Genomic DNA, 18,510 nt, shown 5'->3' with positions numbered 1-18,510 from the left:
AATTACAAGATATTATCGCGATTTTAGGTATGGAAGAATTATCTGAAGAAGATAAATTAGTCGTATCTCGTGCTCGTAAAGTACAACGTTTCTTATCTCAACCTTTCCACGTAGCAGAACAGTTTACAGGAATTCCAGGTGTTTTAGTAGATATCAAAGATACAATCAAAGGATTTAATATGATTATGGATGGTGAATTAGACCGTTTACCAGAATCAGCATTTAACCTTAAAGGAAGTATCCAAGAAGCTATCGAAGCTGGAGAAAAATTATTAGCAGAAGCATAGTCAATGGACAATTATCAATTGATAGTTGACAATTAATTATCCATTGTCAATTATTAATTATCAATTATAAAAGTATGATTTTAGAAATAGTATCACCAGAAGCCACTTTATTTTCAGGAGAAGTAACATCTGTTTCTGTTCCAGGAATTAATGGCGAATTTCAAATGTTAAACAATCACGCGGCGGTAGTTTCCATTTTACAAAAAGGAAATGTAAAAATTAGTGCAGCAAGTTTTAATATTGATAAAAACAACGAAGCAAAATTTACAAAAGTAAATGATCAAACGTATTGGTTAGCGATTCAATCTGGTACTATAGAGATGAACAACAATAAAGTAATTGTTTTAGCAGACTAAATCCGTTATTTATTAAAATAACAATCCCGATAAGTGTTTTCTTATCGGGATTTTTTTTATTTTTACATATATGAAAATTCCAAAAGCACTTCAGCAAAAATTACACTTTCGAAAAGAAGCAAATGCTTTACGAAAATTACCTGTGCCTACAAGTGGAATCGATTTTTCATCTAACGATTATTTAGGTTTTGCTAAAAATGAACAAATATTTGATGTTACACACCAATATTTAGTTGATAATACTATCAAAATTAACGGTGCAACAGGTTCCCGATTAATTTCAGGAAATCATAATTTGTATGACATTACGGAAAAATATATTGCAGCTTTTCATCAATCTGAAGCAGCTTTAATTTTTAATTCGGGTTACGATGCTAATGTTGGTTTTTTTAGTGCTGTGCCGCAAAGAAATGATGTTATTTTATACGACGAGTTATGTCACGCTTCCATTCGTGATGGCATTCAAATGAGTCACGCCAAATCGTATAAATTCCAACATAATGATTACGAAGATTTAGAAGCAAAAATTTCCAAAATTCAAACGCCAAATTCCGAATTCCAAACAATTTATATCGTTACAGAATCCGTTTTTTCAATGGATGGCGATTCGCCTAATATAGAAACATTAGTGCAACTTTCAGAAAAATTTAAGGCACTTTTAGTAGTTGATGAAGCGCACGCGTTGGGAGTGTTTGGAGAAAAAGGCGAAGGCGTAATTCAATCGCAACAACTTCAAAATAAAGTATTTGCCAGAATTATGACGTTTGGAAAAGGTTTAGGCTGTCACGGTGCGGCTATTTTAGGAAGTTCTGAATTAAAAGAATATTTAGTCAATTTTGCCAGAAGTTTTATTTATACAACCGGACTTTCGCCTCATTCGGTAGCTACAATTTTAATTTCGTATCAAAATTTGCTTCAGTCGGATGAACTTCAAAAATTAAAAGAAAATATTACTTTTTTCAATCAGCAAAAGCAGCTTTTAGGGATAAAACCCTTGTTTGTTTATAGTAAATCAGCCATTCATTCAGCTATACTTCCTGGAAATGATAAAGTAAAAAATATCGCAACTAAATTACAAGAAAAAGGATTTGAAGTAAAAGCAATTTTGTCTCCTACCGTTCCAGAAGGTCAAGAAAGACTTCGATTTTGTTTACATTCATATACTACAGAATTAGAAATGAAAAATGTCTTGACAGAATTGAATACTTTGGTCTTTAATTTATAAATTACTTATGGAAAATGCTAAGTTTTGTCAAATTGCTAATTATCAATATTCCTCTGAAGCGTATTTGTTTAAAGGAAAATTAGAATCCGAAGGGATTGAGGTTTTTCTGCAAAATGAAAACACAATTAATACAGATCCTTTGTTGAGCAATGCTTTAGGCGGTGTTAAATTATTTGTACAATCAGAAAATGCCATAAAAGCCAAAGAAATTTTAAATTCCATTCCAGAATATTCTGTTGATGATAAAGGCGAATTATTATTATGCCCGAGTTGTGGTTCTCAAAAAATCACTATGGTTACCACAATTAAAGATTTTAAATCTTTTTTTGCTTTCATTTATGGTTTACTTACGTTATCAATGCCATTATTTTCGAAACAAAAATATAAGTGCGAAAGCTGTAACTTTGAATTTTAAAAAAAATTCCACAAAGATTCGCTAAATTCTACAAAGTTTCACAAAGTTTTTATTTGTATTTTTGTGTAGCTCAGCGGACACTTTGTGAATCTCTGCGAAACAACTCAAAAATATGAAACTATTTATAACAGGAATTGGTACAGATGTAGGCAAAACAATTGCCTCATCTATTATTGTAGAAGCCTTAGAAGCCGATTATTGGAAACCCATACAAGCGGGCGATTTAGATAATTCGGATACAAGTAAAGTAGAAAAATATGTATCAAATACAACTACAACTTTTCATAAAAACGCGTATGCTTTACAGACACCTGCAAGTCCGCATTATGCTGCTGAAATAGATGGAATCACAATAGATTTAAAACAAATTAAGGAGCCATCCTTCGACAAAGCTCATTTGGTAGTTGAAGGCGCAGGTGGAATTTTAGTTCCATTAAATAGCTCAGATTGTGTTATTGATATTATTCAACCTGATTACAAAGTAATTGTGGTTTCTCGTCATTATTTAGGAAGTATCAACCATACCTTAATGACAATTGAAATTCTAAAAGCAAGAAAGTTAAATGTGGCAGGAATTATTTTTTCTGGTGATGAAAATAAAGCTACAGAAAGCATCATTTTAGAAAAAACAAAAGTTCCTATGATTGGAAGAATTGATAACGAACCGTATTTCGACCAAAATTTAATTAAATATTACGCGGATTTGTTTCGAGAAAATCTTCAAAAAATAGAATAGATTATAGAAATAGCCTTTATCTTTGTACTATAATTTTAGAATTTACGAGTATCTTTTTTCTATGCTCTATTTTCTATATTCTAAAAAAAATGACACTTTCAGAAAAAGATAGTTTATATAACTGGCATCCGTATACACAACATAAAATAAATTCGCATTTTCCTGCTATAGTAAAAGGGAAAGACGAATTTTTATGGGATGAAAACGGGAAACAATATATTGATGCAATTGCGTCTTGGTGGGTGAATCCCTTCGGGCATAGTAATACGTTTATTGCAGATGCCATTTACAAACAACTTACGACTTTAGAACACGTTTTGTTTGGCGGTTTTACCCATAATGTTGTGGTAGAATTAGCTGAGAAATTAGTTGAGATCTTACCTTCCAATCAAAGAAAGTTCTTTTATTCTGATAACGGTTCTACGGCTGTGGAAGTAGCTATAAAAGCGTCTTTTCAATATCATTATAACAAAGGAATTAAAAAAAACACCATTATTGCTTTTGAAGATGCCTTTCACGGAGATACTTTTGGAGCAATGGCTGTAAGTGGTATTGGCTTGTTTACAGAAGCGTTTCAAGATGCATTAATTAATGTAGTTCGAATTCCGGTTCCTACAAAAGGCAATGAAGAAATTTCAAAATTAGCATTAGAAAAAGCAATTTCTGAAAATGAAGTCGCTGCTTTTATTTTCGAACCTTTGGTTTTAGGTGCTGCTGGAATGGTAATGTACGAAGCTGCTGAATTAGACAAGTTGCTTTCAATTTGTAAGAATAATGATGTTTTCACCATTGCAGATGAAGTGATGACAGGTTTTGGAAAAACAGGAAAACTGTTTGCTTGTGATTATTTGAAAAACCAACCCGATATGATGTGTTTGAGTAAAGCACTTACGGGAGGCACAATTCCAATGGCGATTACGACTTTTTCACAAGAAATTTTTGATGGTTTTGTGAGCGATAACGTGAATCAAGCGTTATTACACGGACACACATTTACCGCAAATCCAACAGGTTGTGCTGCAGCATTGGCAAGTATTTCTTTATTAGAAAAACCTGAAACTTTTGATAACATCAATAGGATTAACGCTTCGCATCTTGAGTTTGAAAAATATATTTCTAAGCATACTAAAGTAAAATCGACTCGTGTTTTAGGAGTTATTTTTGCTTTAGAAGTTCAAGTTTCCGAAAAACAAGACTATTATAGTAATTTGCGTAACCAATTTTATAATTTTTTTATAGATAAAGGTATCATTTTGCGACCAGTTGGTAATGTGATTTATATTTTACCTTCTTACATTATTTCAGAAGGAAGTTTGCAACAAATTTATACTACTATCGAACAAGCTTTAAACGAAATTCAATGTTAAAACAACCCTTTTATATACATTCAATTGCTTCTATATCTGCATTAGGAATTACATCTGCCGAAATTTGGGATAATTATTTGCATAAAAATTCGTTGTTTCAAAAGTTGACAGCCAATAAAAAAGAATATTGGGTTTCTAAATTTTCAGATAAAGAAATTACTTTTTTAAATACTATTACAAATTCAGATTCCAAATACAAACATTTGGATAAATCGGTAGTTATGGCGATTTTGGTTGCCAGAAAATGCTTTGAAAACAGTAATTTTTCGAATAAAAATATTGGAATTAATTTTGGTTCTTCTCGAGGGGCTACCACATTATTTGAAAAGCATCATACCGATTTTATAACTAATGGCGTAGTTTCTACGTTTACATCACCAGCTACAACTTTAGGAAATATTTCGAGTTGGGTGTCGCACGATTTACAAACTAATGGTCCAGAAATATCTCATTCTATTACTTGTTCCACAGGTTTGCACGCTATATTAAACGGAATTGCTTGGTTGCAATCGGGAATGTCAAATCAGTTTTTAGTGGGAGCAAGTGAAGCACCTTTAACACCATTTACGTTAAGTCAAATGACGGCCTTAAAAGTGTATTCTAATGAAGATAATGCTTTAGCGAATAAATGTTTGGATTTTGAAAAAACATCTAATACAATGGTTTTGGGTGAAGCGGCGGCTTGTTTATCGTTATCACTTTCTTCAGAAAATGCAATTGCTAAAATTACAGGAATTGGCTTTGCTACAGAAATTTTATCAAGTAGTACATCTATTTCAACTGAAGCGAAATGTTTTCAGAAATCGATGAAAATGGCTATTGGAAGCTATACTGTTAATGATATAGATGCGATAGTAATGCACGCGCCAGGAACTATTCAGGGTGATAAAACGGAATTTGAAGCCATAAAAAAAGTGTTTGGTAACAAATTACCTTTGTTAACATCAAATAAATGGAAAGTAGGACATACGTTTGCTGCGTCTGGATTATTAAGTATTGAATTGGCCATATTGATGCTTCAAAACCAATATTTTATTGAAACGCCCTTTTATAAAAATCAAAACACGACTAAGAAATTGAATAGAATATTGGTAAATGCCGTTGGATTTGGCGGAAATGCTGTTTCTGTTTTGATTGAGTTGTAAAAAAAAGTCCAAATGTAAATTTGGACTCTTTTATTTCTTATATTAAATTCAGTATCGAATCTGGGAAAATTCCTATCAGAATTAATAATACTGTAGCTACTATTCCAACTATATAATATTCTGAATGATTGGCGTATTCTTTACCATATGTAGGTTCTTTTGTATACATAGCAATTACTATTTTAAAATAATAGTAAACTGCAATCATCGAATTAATTATAGCGACAATTGCCAATCCAATAAAACCGCTTGTGATAATTTGATTTAGTAAGAAAAATTTAGCAAAAAATCCTGCTAAAATTGGGATTCCAGCCATTGATAATAAAGCAATGGTAATAATAAAAGCCATTAATGGATGTTTTTTACCTAATCCATTAAAGTTTTCTATTTGATCGTTATCTTCATTTTTAGTAACAAATAAAATTACTGAAAATGCGGCTAATCCAGCTATTGCATAAGATGCGGCGTAAAATAATAAATTGTTTTCTGCGGCATTTATGTTTAATAAAGTTAAAAGCATAAATCCAGTATGTGAAATACCTGAATAAGCAATAACTCTTTTTATTTTTTTCTGACGAAGTGCCATTACGTTACCAAATAACATAGTTGCAATTACCACCACAACAATTACTTGTGTATAACTGTAAAGCATTTGGCTGTTTAATATTGTAATTAACTTAAAGAAGGAAGCCATAGCTGCAACTTTAGCTAACGTACTCATTATTGCCGTTACTTGAGTTGGAGCGCCTTCATATACATCTGGAGCCCAGAAATGCATTGGTGTAGCGGCTACTTTAAACAGCATTCCAATTGTAATTAAAATCACCCCAATGTAAAACCAAAATTCAGTACTTGCTGAGATTGATGCTTCGTATAATGTTCCGATATCAAAAGTACCAGTTGCACCGTATAACATCGTAATTCCAAATAATAAAATACCTGAAGCAAAAGAACCCATTAAAAAGTATTTCATACCGGCTTCATTACTTTTTATGTTTAATCTATCACTTCCTGCTAATACATATAATCCAATAGATAGTACTTCAATTCCTAAGAAAAACATAGCTAAATTGCTAAAACTTACCATTGCTACTGCGCCAGAAAGCATAAATATTTTTATCGAAATAAAATCTGATAATTTTGAACTGTTTTTGTAGCTCGGCGCACTCATTAAAATGAGCAAAGCCGTTAATAATATAAATAAACTTGAAAATGCTTTTGCAAATTTATCTGAAATTATCATTGATTCGTAACCTGAGATTTCAGGTAATTCATCAATTAAGTTTACACCAAATAATCCCATTAAAGCGATTATTGACACAGGAATAATAATCTTTTTTAGATTCATTATTTCTGCTAATAAACAAAATATTCCGATTCCTATTATAGCAATTAATGTAGTCATTTTATGATGATTATTATTTAATTTGAGTTAAAATTGATTGTAAACTTGGCGTAATTAAATCGATAATTGGTTGTGGAAATAATCCGAAGAAAATTGTTAAACCTACTATAATTACTAATACAATGCTTTCTTGTTTTGTTATTTTTTTAAATGATTTTGTTTCTGATCCAAGCATTACTTTTTGAAACATTCGTAACATATAAAATGCGCCTAAAATAATTGTTGTACCTGCAACCACAGCATACCAGATATTTACTTTAAATAAACTGTAAAGTAAATTAAATTCGCCAATAAAATTAAAAGTCGTTGGTAACGCAACAGATGCTAACATTATAATCATAAATAATGATGCGAAATAAGTGTCTTGAATTCTGATTCCGCCCATTTCTTTAATTTCGTAGGTATTGTATCTGCTGTAAATTAATTCTACAACATAAAATAATCCAACAATTACAATTCCGTGAGAAAGCATTTGTAAAACCGCACCTTGGAATCCTTCAAAAGTTAAAGAATATAAACCAGCAGCAATTAAACCAACGTGTGATAAAGACGAATAGGCTAAAAATTTCTTAATGTCTTTTTGTTTTAATGTTACAATCGCACCATAAATGATTCCAGCAATTGACAATGCAACAATATATGGAATGTGTGCTTTTGCTACTTCATCTGTTAATGGCAATTGCCATCTTAGCACACTATATAATCCCATTTTCAACATAATTCCAGACAATAACATCGTACCAACAGCAGGCGCTTTGCTATACGTGTTGGCTTGCCAAGTATGAAATGGAATCAATGGAATTTTAATGGCATAGGCTAAAAAGAAAGCAACGAAAATATATGTTTTTTCTGAAGTTGTTAGTTGTAACGCATATAGTTTATTGATGTCAAAACTACCACCCTTTGTATACAAATAAATGAAAGCTAAAAGCATAAATAAGGATCCTGCAAACGTATAAATAAAGAATTTTAAAATGGCTTTTTTACGTTCTTCCAAATCTCCATTACCCCAATTTAAGGCAATAAAATAAATAGGAATTAATGCAATTTCCCAAAAGATGTAATATAAAATTCCATCTGATGCTAAAAACGTTCCTGCCATAGCAAAACCCATAAATAGCATTAATGCATAAATAGATCTTGAATTTTCAAATTTTGTGATGAATCCAGATAAAATAATTAAGGGTAATAATCCGGTGGTTAACAATAACATCACTAAAGATAAACCATCAACGTGTAAGGCGAAGTTTATGTTGAGTTGAGTAATCCAAGGTACATTTACATCTAAATTTTCACCTGCTTGATAAGCATTTAAATTTAATAGAGTCACTCCGAAAGCAGCAATGCTTGAAACTAAAGCTATTTTAGGTGCGAACTTGTTTCCTGATAAATAGGTGACAATTGCGCCAACTAATAATACAATTAAAACGATACTACTATCCATTATTTTACATCTCGAATTATAAATACATAAACTAAAAACCCAACCATTCCGAAAATGAATGCAAATAAATACACCCCAATATTACCATTTTGAATTTTCTTCCCTTTAATAGATAATGCATATGTAGCACCACCTAAACCAATAACTGCTTGTGAAATAAATTTCTCCACATATTTTTTAGCAAAATTGGAAATCATATAGATTGGTTTCACAATTGTTGCCATATAAATTTCATCTAAATAATATTTGTTCGATAAAACTTTGTGTAACCCTTGAACTTCTGAATCAGCGACTGGAATTTCTTTTTTCTTTAAATATTTAGAATAAGCTATTGCAATTCCTAATAAAGCTCCAATAGTTGCTACCGCCATTAACGTATATTCCGTTGTTCCTAATGTATGTGCCTCGTGTGATTTGTGTGCGAATAACGGCGCTAAATAATGATTTAACCAACTGTTTCCTGGTAAGCTGATGGCTCCACCGATAGCAGCCAATGTTGCCAAAATGATTAATGGAATAGTAATTAATGCTGGGCTTTCGTGTAAATGATGTTTTTGTTCCTCAGTTCCTCTAAAGTCGTTAAAGAAAGTTAAATACATCAAACGGAACATATAAAATGCAGTCATAATAGAAGCAATCGAACCAACAACCCATAATGGAATGTTACTGTGAAAAGCCGTCATTAAAATTTCGTCTTTAGACCAAAATCCAGAGAAGGGAAAAATACCTGAAATAGCTAAAGTTGATATCATCATTGTCCAAAAAGTAATTGGCATTACTTTTCTTAAACCACCCATATTTCTCATATCTTGTTCTCCGTGTAACGCGTGAATTACAGAACCTGAACCTAAGAATAAACAAGCTTTAAAGAAAGCGTGAGTAATTACGTGGAATACGGCTACTTCATAAGCGCCTAATCCTAATGCTAAAAACATTAAACCCAATTGGGATACTGTTGAATACGCTAAAACTTTTTTAATATCGTTTTGTACCAAACCAATTGATGCTGCTACAATTGCAGTGATTGCACCAACGATTGCAATTACGTTTTGAATTTCTGGTGTTAAATCGAATAAGAAATTCATTCTGGTAATCATAAAAATACCTGCTGTTACCATTGTTGCTGCGTGAATTAATGCAGAAACCGGTGTTGGTCCAGCCATTGCATCTGGTAACCACGTAGCTAAAGGTAATTGTGCTGATTTACCACAAGCTCCAATAAATAAACATAAAGCTGCTATTGATAAAAGGCTAGGAGTGATTAAATCTTTTCCTAATAAGGCTTTTATTTCTAAAAATTCTAAAGTTTGAAAATGGAAACCTAAAATAAAAATTCCAATTAGGAAACCTAAATCTCCAATACGGTTCATAATAAATGCTTTTTTCGCAGCATCATTATAATCTTGGTTTTTATACCAAAATCCGATTAGTAAGTATGAACATAAACCTACGCCTTCCCAACCAATGAACATAATTAGTAAGTTACTTCCAGCTACTAAAGCAATCATAAAGAATACAAACAAATTTAAATAGGAGAAAAATTTGTGCATATTTTCATCTTCATGCATGTAACTAATCGAGTATAGATGAATCAAAGCCCCAATTCCTGTTACAAACAACAACCATAAAACAGATAATTGATCTAATAAGAAAGAAAAATTTATTTTAATGTTTCCAATTGAAAACCAATCTGCCAAATGAAAAGTTATGGCTTTTCCATCGGTATTAATTTGAAAAAATAATGAAATCGCACATAAAAAAGACACAACAATTGCTGTTGTTCCTATTGCACCAGAAATTGTTTTTCCTAATGATTTACCGAAAAATGTGTTGATTAAAAAACCAACTAACGGCGTAAATAATAAGAGTAATATTGTAGTATTCATTTAGAATTATCCTTTTAGATTTTTTAAATTATCGATGTCAATATTTCCAATATTTCTAAATACCGAAACAAGAATAGCCAATCCAACAGCTACTTCAGCTGCAGCGACTGCCATAGTGAAAAATACAAAAACTTGCCCTGATGGATCTTCATGATACGAAGAAAACGCAACCAAAAGTAAGTTGACAGCATTTAACATAATTTCAATTGACATAAACATGATTATGGCATTTCTTCTGTATAGAAGTCCAAACGCACCAATACAAAACAGCAATGCTGAAAGTGTAATGTAGTTTCCAATACCAACGTGTTCTAATATGTTCATAATTAAATTTTTTCTTCTTTTTTAGAAATTAATACGGCACCAATCATAGATACTAAAAGTAAAACAGAAGCAAATTCGAAAGGAACTTGGTACTCATTTAATAATACTTTTCCTAGTACTTTTATGGATTGATAGTCTACACCAGAATTTACATATTCTATATTTTCTGGTTGTGCTTTACGAAGCGCTGCAATTAAAACCAATCCTAAAATTCCAGCTGAAAAAACGGCTGCAAGTTTTGCATAAAGTGGTTTAGATGTTTCGTCTTCTTTGTCTAAATTCATAAGCATTAAGGTAAATAACAATAATACCATAATAGCTCCTGCATACACTATAATATGTACGATAGCCAAAAATTGCGCATTAAATAGTAAGTAATGTCCTGCTAATGAGAAAAAACATATTACTAAATAAATAGCACTATGAATTGCGTTCTTGCTGAAAACAGTTAAAAATGCAGTTCCTAATGTTATGGCTGATAATATATAAAAAACAATTTCTATCATAATTAATTTACGGTATTAGTTTGCGTGTTTTTAATTGCCATATCTAAAGGCATCACAAGTTTATCTTTTCCGTAGATAAAATCTTCTCTTTCGTAACCAGAATTTACAATTTTCTTAGATTTTGTTAAGTAAATAGCTTCTTTAGGACACGCTTCTTCACATAATCCACAGAAAATACAACGCAACATATTTATTTCATAAATTTCAGCGTATTTTTCTTCTCTGTACAAATGTTTTTCATCTGCTTTTCTTTCTGCAGCTTTCATTGTGATGGCTTCAGCAGGACAAGATAAAGCACATAATCCGCAAGCGGTACATCTTTCTTTTCCTTCTTCGTCACGCATTAACATATGTTGTAAACGAGCAACTGGACTCATTTCGCGAACTTCTTCAGGATATTTTATGGTTACTTTTCTTCTAAACAAATGTTTAAGAGTAGTCCATAATCCTTTCAGAATTGTCCAAACGTAAATTCGTTCTAAGAATGTCATTTCCTTATTGGAAACTTCCATTTTTCTTCCTGATAATGATATTTGTTGTATTGACATTTTCTTACTAATTAAATAAAACCATTACAATTCCTGTAATAATAATATTAATAACCGCTAATGGTATTAATATTTTCCAACCCAAATGCATCAATTGATCGTATCTGAAACGTGGAATCGTCCATCTTACCCACATATAGAAAAAGATGAAGAAACATATTTTTGCGAATAAAGTTAAAAATCCTAATAACGCACCAATATTTATTCCCCAATTTTCATTTACCCAAGCCATTCCTGGAAAATGGTAACCTCCTAAAAACACCACAGCTAAAATAGTTGAGGAAATAAACATATTTGCATATTCAGCAAATAAATAGAAGCCCATTTTCATTGATGAATATTCGGTATGATAACCACCAATTAATTCTGATTCACATTCTGCTAAATCGAATGGTGTTCTGTTGGTTTCTGCAAACGAACAGATTAAGAAAATCAAAAATGCTAATGGTTGATAGAAGATATTCCATCCGTCATTGGCTTGCATTACAGTAATATCTTTTAAAGATAAAGAACCCGACATCATTAAAATGGAAATCATGGCCAATCCCATCGCCACTTCATAAGAAATCATTTGTGAAGAAGCACGAACGGCTGACATTAATGAATATTTGTTGTTTGATGCCCAAGCACCTATCATAATTCCGTAAACTCCGATTGATAATACGCCAAAAACATACAAAATTGATACATCAATATCTGTAGCTTGAAGTAAAACATCTCTTCCGAAAACGTGAATTTTATCTCCCCATGGAATTACTGCACTTGTAATTAATGCGGTACTCATGGCAATAGCTGGACCTAAAATAAATAAAAATCTATTTGGTGTATTTGGGAAAAATTCTTCTTTAGTAAATAATTTGGCTCCATCGGCAAGTGGTTGTAAAAGTCCACCCCATCCTGCACGATTTGGTCCAACACGGTCTTGTAAAAACGCAGCAACTTTACGTTCTGCCCAAGTAGAATACATTGCCATAAGCATAGTTAATGCAAAAACTACAACTATGATGACGCTTTTTTCTATAATAAATGCACTATCCATTAGTTATTTGTATTTTTTAATGGAACACCTGACATACTAATTTTAACACGATCTTCATCGCGACCTAATAATATGTTTTTTTCTGTATCTATATTTACTTTTTCCAAAGTACGAGTATAATTGTTTTGGTTGATTACAGAATCTTTTGCAAATTTTTTCGGACCTTCAATTGTCCAGTCTGACACTTCTTTTTTATCGAAACGACAAGTGTTACAAATAAATTCTTCTACTTCACCATATTGGTCTTTTCTACCCGTAATTCTTTGAATTTCGTTTCCGAACATCCAAACAGTTGTTTTTCCACAACAAGTTGTACATTCTCTGTGTGCATCAAAAGGTTTATTAAACCATACTCTGCTTTTGAAACGGAATGTTTTGTCTGTTAATGCTCCAACTGGACAAACATCAATCATATTCCCAGAAAATTCATTATCAATCGCAGCAGAAACACAAGTTGAAATTTGTGCATGGTCTCCACGATTTAAAACACCATGAACTCTTTTATCTGTTAATTGGTCAGCTAAAGTCGTACAACGTTGACACAAGATACAACGGTTCATGTGTAATTGAATTTTATCGCCAATATTTTCTGGTTCAAAAGTTCTTTTTTCTTCAATGAAACGCGTTTCTGATTTTCCGTGTTCGAAACTTAAATCTTGTAAATTACATTCTCCGGCTTGGTCACAAACAGGACAATCTAAAGGGTGATTAATTAATAAAAACTCGGTTACAGATTTTCTGGCTTCTGTTACTCTGTCTGAATTTTTACTATTCACTTCCATACCATCCATACATCCTGTAACACAAGATGCCATTAATTTTGGCATAGGTCTTGGATCAGCTTCACTACCTTTAGCCACTTCGACTAAACAGCAACGACATTTTCCACCGCTTCCTTTTAATTTCGAATAATAACACATGGCTGGCGGCACTAAATCGCCTCCAATCATACGTGCAGCTTGCAGGATAGTTGTTCCTGGTTCTACTTCAACGCTTTGTCCGTCTATGGTTACTTTCATGTATTGTTAGTCTTAATGTCTTAATGTCGAATGTCGAATGTCTTTATACCGAAGTGTTCGATTTTATAACTTTGGACTTTCCGATTTCAGACTACTTTTGTAAATATTTAATAAATCCACTAATTAATTTTGAAATATCTGAAATATCTGTAAATATTTCTTCAAATTCGGTTTTTGTAATATAATTTAAATCAAAAGTAAATACATTTGAGATCTTACTTCTCCTGCCGATGCTTTTGCTATATATAAAAAATAAACAAATTCTTTATCTGTATTTCTTTCAAAACCTTCAGCTATATTAGATGATATTGAAATTGATGCTCTTCTTATTTGTCTTACCAAATCAAAATCTTTTTTAAAATTTTGATTTTCTGTTATTTCATAAATTCTTTTGTTAAATATTCTGGCTTTTTGCCAAGAATTAATTTCTTCAAATGAATTAAATTTTCCCATTCTGCTGACTTTATGACTTTACAACATTTCAACTTTTGACTTAACAAAAGGTTCGTTCACATAATGGTTTCTATCTTTAATTTTTTCTGGGAATCTTACATGGTATTCAAATTCTTCTCTGAAGTGACGAATAGCAGCAGCTACTGGCCAAGAAGCAGCATCGCCTAATGGGCAAATGGTGTTTCCTTCAATTTTTGATTGAATATTCCAAAGTAAGTCGATGTCTTCTTCACGTCCTTGACCATTTTCAATTCTCCATAATATTTTCTCTAACCAACCCGTTCCTTCACGACAAGGCGTACATTGTCCGCAACTTTCATGGTGATAGAAACGTGAGAAATTCCATGTGTTTCTTACGATACAAGTCGTATCATTATAAACAATAAAACCTCCAGAACCTAACATTGAACCTGTTGCGAAACCTCCATCTGATAAGGATTCGTAGGTCATTAATCGGTCTGTTCCTGCAGCGGTTTTGTATATTAAATGTGCTGGTAAAATCGGCACAGAAGAACCTCCAGGAACTAAAGCCTTTAAAGGTCTGTCATCAATCATACCTCCACAGTATTCGTCAGAATTCATAAATTCTTCTACTGTAATACCCATTTCAATTTCGTACACACCTGGATTTTTAATATGTCCAGAAGCAGAAATTAATTTGGTCCCAGTAGATCGTTCTAAACCAATTTTCGCATATTCAGCTCCAGAATTCATTACAATCCAAGGTACAGCTGCAATAGATTCTACATTATTTACGACAGTTGGGTTCGCCCATAATCCTGAAATTGCAGGAAATGGTGGTTTGATACGAGGATTACCTCTTTTGCCTTCTAAAGATTCGATTAAAGCTGTTTCTTCTCCACAAATATATGCTCCCGCACCAACGTGAACATATAAATCTAAATCGAAACCAGAACCTTTAATATTTTTACCTAACCAACCTGCAGCATAAGCTTCTTTGATAGCTTTTTCTAAAATTTTGTACACCCACATATATTCTCCTCTAATATATATGTATGAAAGATTAGCGCCAAGTGCAAAACTTGAAGTAATCATTCCTTCAATTAATAGGTGAGGAATATATTCCATTAAGAAACGGTCTTTAAAAGTACCTGGTTCTGATTCGTCTGCATTACAAACTAAATGACGTGGTTTTCCTGATTTTTTATCGATAAAACTCCATTTCATCCCTACTGGGAAACCTGCACCACCACGACCACGAAGTCCTGAAGCTTTTACTTCTTCAGTAATATCGTCTGGTTGCATGGTTAACGCTTTTTCCACTGATTTATAACCGCCATTTTCACGGTATACATCATAGGTTTTAATTCCTGGAATATTTATTTTGTCTAATAATATTTTTCTTCCCATGATATTATTTATCGTGTAAAGTTATTTTTTCTGCTTTGCAATCTTCAATTAAAGTATCGAAGGATTCCTTTGATAGTTTTTCGTGATAAAAATCGCCTAATTGCAACATTGGAGCATATCCACAAGCGCCTAAACATTCTACACCAACTACTTGAAACAATCCGTCTGAAGTAATTTCTCCTTCTTTCACGCCCAATTTAGAACAAGCGTAATCCATTAAATCCTCTACACCGCGAGTAGCGCAACAAGATGTTCTACAAAATTCGAACATGTATTTAGCCACAGGTTTTGTGTTAAACATCGTATAGAAAGTTACTACTTCGTACACTTCAATTGGAAGAATTTCCAAAATTTCAGCTACTTTTTGTTGCAATTCTACACTTAACCAATTGTCATGAGCATCTTGTACTTCATGTAAAACGGGTAGTAATGCTGATTTCTTTTTATCTGCAGGATAATGACTGATTAGTTCGTTAATACGAGTCATTAACGCTTCAGTTATGTGTATCTCTTGTTTGATATTTGATATTTCCATTTTTTTTATTTTAAATTTTGAATTAGAAATTTTAAATGTTTGGAATAATTTATAATTTAAAATTCATCATTTATAATTTTATTATGCGTCTAATTCGCCAGCAATTACATTTAAACTTGATAAGATTACAATAGCATCTGACAACATTGCTCCTTTAATCATTTCAGGATAAGCCTGGTAATATATAAAACTTGGTCTTCTGAAATGCAATCTATATGGTGTTCTACTTCCATCTGTAATTAAATAAAAACCTAACTCACCATTACCACCTTCAACAGGCTGGTATACTTCGGCAACAGGAACAGGTACTTCACCCATTACAATTTTAAAGTGATAAATTAAGGCTTCCATATTATGGTATACGTCTTCTTTTGGAGGAAGGTAATAATCTGGAACATCCGCGTGGAATACATTTCCCTCTGGCATTTTATCTAATGCTTGACGAATAATGCTTAAACTTTCCCAAACTTCTGCGTTTCTTACACAAAATCTGTCGTACGTATCACCTGATTTTCCAACAGGAACATTAAATTCGAAATCTTCATATGAAGAATACGGTTGTGCAACACGAACGTCATAATCTACACCAGCGGCTCTTAAATTCGGACCTGTAAATCCGTAATCCATTGCCATTTCTGGAGTTATTGCACCAACATTAACTGTTCGGTCAATAAAAATTCTATTTCTTGTAAATAAATCTTCAAATTCTTTCCAAGCTACTGGGAAATCTTTTAAAAAGGTATCTAATAATTCAAAAGCTCTTGGCGACCAATCTCTTTCAAAACCACCAATTCTTCCCATATTTGTAGTTAAACGCGCGCCGCAAATTTCTTCGTAAATTTCATATACTTTTTCACGGAATTGAAATACATAAAGGAATCCGGTATATGCACCTGTATCTACACCTAAAATGGAGTTACAAATTAAATGGTCTGTAATACGCGCTAATTCCATTACAATAACACGTAAATATTGTGCACGTTTTGGAACTTCGATATTTAATAATTTTTCTAAAGTCATCCACCAAGCCATATTGTTAATTGGCGATGAACAATAATTCATTCGATCTGTTAGCGGCGTAATTTGATAAAACGGACGATTTTCAGCAATTTTTTCAAATGCTCTATGAATGTAACCTATTGTTGGTTCTGCGTCTAAAATTCGTTCACCATCCATTAATAAGATGTTCTGAAAAATTCCGTGAGTGGCAGGGTGAGTAGGGCCTAAGTTTAAGATAGCTAATTCGCTTCCGTCTTCGTTATGACGCTCCTCGATGTATTTATAATATCTATGATCTGCAGGTAATGTTACTTTTCCCATCTTAAATTGATAAATTATTAATGGTTCTACCAAAGAAACGGTCGTCTTTGTCAGTTCTTCCTGAATCTTCCATTGGAAATTCTTTTCTCATTGGGAAAGAAGTCATTTCGTCCATATTTAAAATTCGAACTAAATTTGGATGGCCTTCAAAAATAATTCCATAGAAATCAAATGTTTCGCGTTCCATCCAATTGGCACAATTAAATAATGAAACAATCGATTTAACTTCAGGATTTGATCCGTTTAAAAATGTTTTTACTCGTATTCTTTTGTTTTCGTACCAATTATGTAAATGATATACCACACAAAATTGCTCGTTTACATCACTATCTGGATAATGCACACCACAAAGATCGGTTAGAAAATTAAAGTTTAAAGAAGGTTCTTCTTTTAAGAATTTTATTACGTTGTATACAACATCAACATCGGCTTCCAAAACAAACATATCGTATTCTGTTCTAAAATACTTTACGTGGTCTCCAAAAGTTTCTTGAAGTTTACTTTGTATATCTACTGATTCTAAAGCCATTATTATTCTATATTATAGGAAGCTAACAATTCTTTATATTCTGCAGAATGTCTTCTTCTTTGAGATTCACTTTTTACTAATTCTTGTAGTTGCATTACGCCATCTACTATTTGTTCTGGACGAGGAGGGCAACCCGGGACATAAACGTCTACAGGAATTACTTTATCAATACCTTGTAAGACAGAATATGTATCAAAAATTCCACCTGAAGAAGCACAAGCTCCAACAGCTATAACCCAACGAGGCTCTGACATTTGTTCGTATACTTGACGTAAAATTGGCGCCATTTTTTTTGAAATCGTCCCCATTACTAAAAGCATATCTGCTTGACGTGGAGAAAAACTTACACGTTCTGATCCAAAACGAGCCAAATCATAATGAGATGCCATTGTAGCCATAAATTCGATACCGCAACACGAAGTAGCAAATGGTAATGGCCATAATGAATTGGCACGAGCCAAACCAACAACTTGGTCTAATTTCGTTGCGAAGAAACCTTCGCCAGCGTGTCCTTCTGGAGCATCAACCATATTTACTTTATTCTTTTCCATACATTTTAATTTGTTATTCCCAAACTAATGCTTTCTTCTTAATTACATA

The 18,510-nt window shown here is 32.5% G+C and carries 20 protein-coding genes and 1 pseudogene; 7 read left to right on the top strand and 14 right to left on the bottom strand.

Annotation, left to right across the window (positions count from 1 at the left end):
* From ACIQ11_RS03175 to ACIQ11_RS03145, 7 genes and pseudogenes are all read left to right on the top strand, one after another.
* Positions 1-287 (top strand): annotated as a pseudogene (locus ACIQ11_RS03175) (F0F1 ATP synthase subunit beta); the annotation flags it as partial.
* A gap of 74 nt (positions 288-361) precedes the next feature.
* Complete coding sequence (locus tag ACIQ11_RS03170) at positions 362-643, top strand: F0F1 ATP synthase subunit epsilon (RefSeq protein ID WP_353078964.1); 282 nt, start codon at positions 362-364, stop codon at positions 641-643.
* Between the two features lie 70 nt (positions 644-713).
* Positions 714-1,868, top strand: coding sequence for an aminotransferase class I/II-fold pyridoxal phosphate-dependent enzyme (locus ACIQ11_RS03165; protein ID WP_396152727.1), 1,155 nt, complete (start codon positions 714-716; stop codon positions 1,866-1,868).
* 7 nt (positions 1,869-1,875) lie between these two features.
* Entirely contained in the window at positions 1,876-2,283 is a 408-nt protein-coding gene (locus tag ACIQ11_RS03160; protein WP_353078967.1) for a DUF2007 domain-containing protein, read from the top strand.
* 112 nt (positions 2,284-2,395) lie between these two features.
* Complete coding sequence (gene bioD, locus ACIQ11_RS03155; protein WP_396152725.1) at positions 2,396-3,019, top strand: dethiobiotin synthase; 624 nt, start codon at positions 2,396-2,398, stop codon at positions 3,017-3,019.
* Positions 3,020-3,108: 89 nt separating this feature from the next.
* Positions 3,109-4,386 carry an adenosylmethionine--8-amino-7-oxononanoate transaminase gene (gene bioA / locus ACIQ11_RS03150; RefSeq protein WP_396152723.1) on the top strand — a complete coding sequence of 426 codons (1,278 nt, stop codon included), beginning with the start codon at positions 3,109-3,111 and terminating at the stop codon, positions 4,384-4,386.
* Positions 4,380-5,531 carry a beta-ketoacyl synthase N-terminal-like domain-containing protein gene (locus tag ACIQ11_RS03145; RefSeq protein ID WP_396152721.1) on the top strand — a complete coding sequence of 384 codons (1,152 nt, stop codon included), beginning with the start codon at positions 4,380-4,382 and terminating at the stop codon, positions 5,529-5,531. Before bioA ends, ACIQ11_RS03145 begins: the two co-directional genes overlap by 7 nt.
* Before the next feature lie 37 nt (positions 5,532-5,568).
* Here the strand turns inward: ACIQ11_RS03145 and ACIQ11_RS03140 are convergent, their stop codons facing one another.
* The 14 genes from ACIQ11_RS03140 to ACIQ11_RS03075 form a co-directional block, all read right to left on the bottom strand.
* Complete coding sequence (locus ACIQ11_RS03140) at positions 5,569-6,936, bottom strand: NADH-quinone oxidoreductase subunit N (protein ID WP_396152719.1); 1,368 nt, start codon at positions 6,934-6,936, stop codon at positions 5,569-5,571.
* Between the two features lie 13 nt (positions 6,937-6,949).
* Positions 6,950-8,380, bottom strand: a complete 1,431-nt coding sequence (locus ACIQ11_RS03135) for a NuoM family protein (RefSeq protein ID WP_396152717.1) — start codon at positions 8,378-8,380, stop codon at positions 6,950-6,952.
* On the bottom strand, positions 8,380-10,266 hold the full coding sequence (gene nuoL / locus ACIQ11_RS03130; protein WP_396152715.1) for an NADH-quinone oxidoreductase subunit L: 1,887 nt from the start codon (positions 10,264-10,266) through the stop codon (positions 8,380-8,382). The genes ACIQ11_RS03135 and nuoL overlap by 1 nt, the downstream gene beginning before the upstream one ends.
* Before the next feature lie 6 nt (positions 10,267-10,272).
* Positions 10,273-10,593 carry an NADH-quinone oxidoreductase subunit NuoK gene (nuoK, locus tag ACIQ11_RS03125; RefSeq protein WP_291241457.1) on the bottom strand — a complete coding sequence of 107 codons (321 nt, stop codon included), beginning with the start codon at positions 10,591-10,593 and terminating at the stop codon, positions 10,273-10,275.
* Positions 10,593-11,096, bottom strand: coding sequence for an NADH-quinone oxidoreductase subunit J (locus tag ACIQ11_RS03120; RefSeq protein WP_291241421.1), 504 nt, complete (start codon positions 11,094-11,096; stop codon positions 10,593-10,595). The genes nuoK and ACIQ11_RS03120 overlap by 1 nt, the downstream gene beginning before the upstream one ends.
* A 2-nt stretch (positions 11,097-11,098) precedes the next feature.
* Positions 11,099-11,644: an NADH-quinone oxidoreductase subunit I gene (locus tag ACIQ11_RS03115; protein ID WP_291241422.1), complete on the bottom strand. Its 546-nt coding sequence runs from the start codon at positions 11,642-11,644 to the stop codon at positions 11,099-11,101.
* Between the two features lie 7 nt (positions 11,645-11,651).
* Positions 11,652-12,683: an NADH-quinone oxidoreductase subunit NuoH gene (gene nuoH / locus ACIQ11_RS03110; RefSeq protein ID WP_396152712.1), complete on the bottom strand. Its 1,032-nt coding sequence runs from the start codon at positions 12,681-12,683 to the stop codon at positions 11,652-11,654.
* Positions 12,683-13,702, bottom strand: coding sequence for a 2Fe-2S iron-sulfur cluster-binding protein (locus ACIQ11_RS03105; RefSeq protein WP_396152710.1), 1,020 nt, complete (start codon positions 13,700-13,702; stop codon positions 12,683-12,685). Before ACIQ11_RS03105 ends, nuoH begins: the two co-directional genes overlap by 1 nt.
* A 186-nt stretch (positions 13,703-13,888) precedes the next feature.
* Positions 13,889-14,155: a four helix bundle protein gene (locus ACIQ11_RS03100; protein ID WP_396152708.1), complete on the bottom strand. Its 267-nt coding sequence runs from the start codon at positions 14,153-14,155 to the stop codon at positions 13,889-13,891.
* An 18-nt stretch (positions 14,156-14,173) separates the two neighbouring features.
* Positions 14,174-15,526 (bottom strand): NADH-quinone oxidoreductase subunit NuoF, encoded by a 1,353-nt coding sequence (nuoF, locus tag ACIQ11_RS03095; protein WP_396152706.1) that lies wholly within the window; start codon positions 15,524-15,526, stop codon positions 14,174-14,176.
* A 4-nt stretch (positions 15,527-15,530) separates the two neighbouring features.
* A complete protein-coding gene (gene nuoE / locus ACIQ11_RS03090; RefSeq protein WP_396152704.1) occupies positions 15,531-16,061 on the bottom strand; it encodes an NADH-quinone oxidoreductase subunit NuoE in 531 nt (176 codons plus the stop codon).
* Between the two features lie 81 nt (positions 16,062-16,142).
* Positions 16,143-17,381 (bottom strand): NADH-quinone oxidoreductase subunit D, encoded by a 1,239-nt coding sequence (locus tag ACIQ11_RS03085; protein WP_396152702.1) that lies wholly within the window; start codon positions 17,379-17,381, stop codon positions 16,143-16,145.
* 1 nt (position 17,382) lies between these two features.
* On the bottom strand, positions 17,383-17,910 hold the full coding sequence (locus ACIQ11_RS03080; RefSeq protein ID WP_396152700.1) for an NADH-quinone oxidoreductase subunit C: 528 nt from the start codon (positions 17,908-17,910) through the stop codon (positions 17,383-17,385).
* Positions 17,911-17,912: 2 nt separating this feature from the next.
* Positions 17,913-18,461, bottom strand: coding sequence for an NADH-quinone oxidoreductase subunit B (locus ACIQ11_RS03075; RefSeq protein WP_353077809.1), 549 nt, complete (start codon positions 18,459-18,461; stop codon positions 17,913-17,915).
* Between the last annotated feature and the right edge of the window lie 49 nt (positions 18,462-18,510).

The sequence above is a fragment of the Flavobacterium sp. genome (genome assembly GCF_044361065.1).
Taxonomy (GTDB): domain Bacteria; phylum Bacteroidota; class Bacteroidia; order Flavobacteriales; family Flavobacteriaceae; genus Flavobacterium.
The sequence above is the reverse complement of the archived record's forward strand: the minus strand, read 5'-3'. Positions and strand labels throughout refer to the sequence as shown.